At 54.4% G+C, this 4,968-nt stretch carries 3 protein-coding genes; 2 read left to right on the top strand and 1 reads right to left on the bottom strand.

Annotated features, from left to right (window positions below; all coding sequences use genetic code 11):
• A partial coding sequence (locus tag FY112_RS01535) for a hypothetical protein (RefSeq protein ID WP_151517476.1) occupies positions 1-492 on the bottom strand: 492 nt, incomplete at its 3' end.
• A gap of 511 nt (positions 493-1,003) precedes the next feature.
• On the opposite strand from FY112_RS01535, the gene FY112_RS01530 reads away from it, so the two are divergent.
• Together FY112_RS01530 and FY112_RS01525 are read left to right on the top strand one after the other, a co-directional pair.
• A complete protein-coding gene (locus tag FY112_RS01530; RefSeq protein ID WP_151517475.1) occupies positions 1,004-3,235 on the top strand; it encodes a hypothetical protein in 2,232 nt (743 codons plus the stop codon).
• Between the two features lie 34 nt (positions 3,236-3,269).
• On the top strand, positions 3,270-4,454 hold the full coding sequence (locus FY112_RS01525; protein ID WP_151517474.1) for an abortive infection family protein: 1,185 nt from the start codon (positions 3,270-3,272) through the stop codon (positions 4,452-4,454).
• Positions 4,455-4,968: the final 514 nt, after the last annotated feature.

Genomic DNA, 4,968 nt, shown 5'->3' with positions numbered 1-4,968 from the left:
CGTTGCCTTGCCGCCCATAATTTGAGTGGCTGCACAGCTTGCAAAACTCTCGGCGTCCCCGTCCGAATCCATCGCACATTCGACCGCTGCCTGCTGCTCGTCAGTCAACTTTTCATCCAAGAAGCGGTCAGCGGCACAGTTCGCAAACTGATTAACGTCGCCCTCAGATTCCATCGCGCATTCCGCGGCGGCGCGCTGATCATCGCTGAGTTGGCCGTCCAATGCGCATGTCGCAAACTTGCGGGTGCTACCGCCTGTATTTTTCTCAGCGCATTGAACGAATTTCTGCTGACTTTCGGAAAGAATAACGCGCCGGCCCGTGCAGGCGGTAAATGCAGGAACGTTATCAATACCTACCTCTTCGGCGCAAGCGCGCCCAACCTCCTGGGCGGAGCCGAAGGGTCCCTTGTCGTCCTCAGCGAACGGATCTTTCCTTGGAAGGGTCACAACGTCGTCGGTAAACGGGTCTCGCCCTGGAAAAGGCAGGATCACCGGCGCAGTATTCCTCACCCCCCCAAAGCATGGCCCTCCGTTCAGGCAGCTTCGTAGGACAGGGGGCGGCACATTGAGGCCAGAGCAATGCAGCATTTGCGACCAGCTCCTTACACCCCGCAAATAGCACTCGGATATTATCCGACGCTCCAACTCGCCGGCAGTGGCGCTTGTGTCGGCGGGCGCGGACGCGGCGGCAGCCAGCAGAAAGATCAAAAACCATCTCATGCAAGGGCCTCCTATCTGAAAAATCTTTCGGGCCTGCTTTGCTGGAAGCGTCCGGCGCCTCCTTATGATCTCTCAACCAGAGTAGTCCAACTCAACCTATAAGTATATATTGAGCTTTTGAAAGGAATCGAACCGAAAATAAAGTCATTTCAGGAGGAAAATTATAGTATTGTATTAAGTTAGGCGGTCACCAACGCACCGGCATGAATTGCTATATCGCTCAATTTCGTGATGATATAGGTTGCTTCTTAACAGCGCCACAACCTCCATTGCGATCTTCCCTATGATCCTGCCGCATCCCGAAATTTTCTATATCTATGCACTGAAATCGTGGGAGGCTAACGAGGTGACGCCGTTCCAGGGCTTCGCGCCGGGGTTGATACCCTTGGCTTCGCTATTAGCACAGCCCGCCTTTTTGCCGAGAGATATAGACCAGCTCACGATGCCGCCGAATGACCAGATGGCCCGTCGCCGTGCCGGGATGGCGCCTTGGATCTGGAGCCCGGTCAATGTGGAAACTCTGATCCAAAAGCGAAAACCACTACCAATCACCCCCTTCATGGTGGTGTTCTCTGCAGATGAAGTCGTGGCGCGCGCCGTTTCCAAATGGCGGAAATCGCTCATGCTAAAGCCGCTACATGTCAGTACCATACAAGGTGTCGGCGCCTTAATGCCGGACGAACTCACACTCGACCGCCTCCGCCAGTTCTGCCGGATTGCGCTGCGGCAAGCTAAGTCCCTGCAACGCCGCCTCGATATTAGTGACAGCTTGACTGCCCTTGATAACTGGACACCGCTTGAAATACGTCCCTCCAGCATTTTTTACCACGGCCACAACGTCACCGTCGCAAACGAACTTGCGCTTCAAAGCGTCGGGGAGGATGTGCCCGCTGATCCGGAAGGGCACCTCAATGCTTCGGAGCATGAAAGTTACGTTCAGGCTATTACGGAATCGAGCCAAGCCGTTTTAAATCTTCACGACTCCATTGCCGACCGCGCAGCGTTTCTTATTCATCCCCGTCAGCCTGACATGGTGTTGGTTGCGCCGGCTTCATACCGAAAAATCGAAGAGCGACTTCAGCAAAATGCGCCGTCCGAAAACATAAAAAGAGTGCTTCGCGCCATGGAGCGGCAAAAAGGCTTTACATTGAGCTTGAAGGCCGACGAGGAGGATATGGACGCGATTGGCCCGATGATGAGTTGTCGCGGCGCTGAGTTGAAGCTCCAATCACTTGCAATTGCCCTTCGATCAGCGTCGACCCTTGCAGCAACAATAAGGTTGGCGCCCGCAGTTAATCGAACAGACAGGGTGGTCGCACAGCTCGCCACCCATTTACGCAACTATGACAATCCCCCCGACACGAAAACAGCGCGAGTATTTAAGCTTGTACAGCAGGCGCTTGCTGATGCTGTGCCTCCAGAGCATATGGAGCTCATCCGAGCATCGAAATCCGGTATTAAAATTATAGCTGACGCGGCGCTAGAATGGCTACCTGTGGATGGTGTTCCGTTAGGACTTTACACCGACGTATCCCGGATACCGGTTACACCCGGCAATATCCTTTTGGAGCAGCTCCGTCCAAATTCTCCGATACAAGTGACACCCGATAGTTTTCGCAATTTCCTCCTCTTGTCCATGTTCGATGAAAAGGACCAGCTAGCCGACATTATTGGTAAGGCCGTTGATAAACTTAAAGACAGCAAAGGCCGTCCAATCCGCGGCACGAGACGCACCCCTAAAACGGTAGAAGAATTTGTCGGCGCTATTAACGCCTATGAAGGCCCGATGCTGATCGTGGACAGCCATGGACAACATATCAACGACAAAGTCCCCGGGGGCCTAATCATCGGCAGCAAATCAGTCGATATGTGGTCCTTGCGAGATCACATCCGTGTGCCGCCCATCGTTATCCTCAGCGCTTGCGATACGCACCCGCATGACCGAAATCATGCATCGGTCGCGAATGGCTTCCTGAGCTGCGGTGCGGTTGCTGTACTCGCTACGGTCCTTCCTATCCGAGGCGACGATGCGGCATCGTTCGTCAAGCGGTTGTTGTTGCGGGCCGTGGAGTATGGCGGAGTTGTGAATGATATGGGCCGCTCGGTTCCATGGACGAACATCGTCGGCGGCGCGCTTAGGATGCAGCTTGCTAGCGACATATGCAATGGTCTCAAATCCCGAGGCCTCATTACGGAGGCTCAGGCTACGGAATTGCAACTATCCGCCAATATGGATCTCAATCCCCATCGGAAAGACTGGCTGCACAGGCTGGCTTCCCGTTGTCAAGAAAATGGTGGCTTCGATGCGGCACGGTGGCAGATCTTGTGCGATGATATTCTCGCTGCTTCCGACGTCATTCGCTACACTCACCTGGGTAATCCGGAAACCATTATTCTTTCGGAACCGGCGCTGTTCGAACGGTTTTACAAGGGATTCGGGCCGAAGGCTAGACTTTCGCATGGCAGTATGCTCGCAGACTTCGGCTCTCGCATGATCCTAGAGGGCCGCAGCTAGCTGAAATGTTACCGATTTCGAGTTGGATGCTCTGATGATGAGAGAGTTGGGCGAGAAGGTCGCAGCCCTGAAAGCGATCCTCATCGAGCTAGTTTCGCACGAAAGTGCCCTCAAGGTGCCCGACATTTGCCGGGCGATTGGCCTCGATGAAGGGGAAACCTCAGAGGCGATGAGATCCAAAGCACGCTATGTCGAACGGCGACTGTCCGGCCAGCCGGCCGAGGTGGTCTTTACCGCTGCCGAACGGTATCTTCTGGAAAGCCGTGACTATTATCTCGCGGAAGCGCTTGCGAAGGCCAAGGAGGTTGGCAGCCCGGTCGTGTCGGAGCATACCCGGCGCCGCATCGTTTTATATTTCGACAAACATCCTCTCAGCACCGAGCTTGAGGAGATGGAGGTCTATCGCCGGGCCTGGCCCACGACGAAAATGCGCACGACCAGGCAGCCGCATGGTGATGCAGACTGGACGATGGCTGACGAGCTGCACAAGGCGATGTTCATCGACCAAAGCTGGTCGACCCGCGAAGCGTTGGAGGCGCTGAACATCCACACCTGCTCGCAACAGCAATTTTTTCACTTCGTCGAGACCGTCTGCAGCCCAGTGGTACAGTCTGAGAAGGCGCAGGATGATATCGTCATGGTCTTCAACCAGTTGCTCGTTGGTGAAGGTTTTAAACTTCACGCCGAGCGCCGCGCATCGGGAAGCCGTGTTTACCGGGTGAAGCCGACAGCCGTGGGAAGTCCCTCCGACACGGTCATTTCGGATGTGCTCATGGCATTCGATCCCGACCGGATCCATGAACGCTGGACCGAGGCGCTAGAGCGCCGCTCAACAAATCCGGAAGGCGCGATCACCCTGGCGAGAACGCTGCTGGAAGATGTCTCCAAATGGATCCTCACCGAGGCGAATGAGCCTTACACCGACAAGGACGATTTACCCAAGCTGTACAGCAAGCTTGCCAAAACACTCAATCTCGCGCCCGACGCGCACTCGGAGCAGGTGTTCAAGCAGATTCTCGGTTCATGTCAGCAGATCGTCGAACAGTTGGGTGCCCTTCGAAACCGCATCTCAGACGCACATAGTCCGGGACCGAAAAGGGTTAGACCAAAGCCGCGGCATGCCGAACTTGCGGTCAATCTATCTGGTACGATGGCAACCTTCCTGGTGTCCACCTGGATGGAAATGAAGGAAAGGAAGGATACCGCGCCGGAAAAGTGATAGCCAACCTTCGAGATCCTTCCCGAGTTCCCTAATGCGGTGCCGTCATCTGACCACTGGCGCCGTCAAGAGCCTGCCTTGGATTGCACCGCAAGTCTGAAGGCCCTTAATTTTCTCCTTGAGTCTGCCCCCACATTTTCCCCGAGAGCGGCAATTCACGCCGACGCAGCTCGTATTCCGATCCAAGTTGCCGGCGCTCAATCGATCGTTGAGAGGTCTGCAGGATGAGCAACTCTAATTGGTTTCCTCTTGCTGGTCCTTGTTATTGCTGTTGATATGAATCTAACCAGAGGTCTGCAAGAATTTAGACCGAGAGCGGCTGCAGCTTGATTTATTACCATCTGGAGATGGGTTAGTACCAAGTGATTTTGTAATTCTGAATATCTGGCCTGAAAGCCGCGCTGTCCTGGTGGGAAACGCCAACAATTCTGATAATTCAGTTGGCGTTTGCGATAGAGGTTATAGTTTTACGCGGTCGCTAAACTATTTCTTGCTTCGTGAGCTGAACGATGTC

Origin of the sequence: Rhizobium sp. PEPV16 (assembly GCF_008919455.1) — a bacterium.
Taxonomy (GTDB): Bacteria; Pseudomonadota; Alphaproteobacteria; order Rhizobiales; family Rhizobiaceae; genus Rhizobium; species Rhizobium leguminosarum_Q.
The sequence above is the reverse complement of the archived record's forward strand: the minus strand, read 5'-3'. Positions and strand labels throughout refer to the sequence as shown.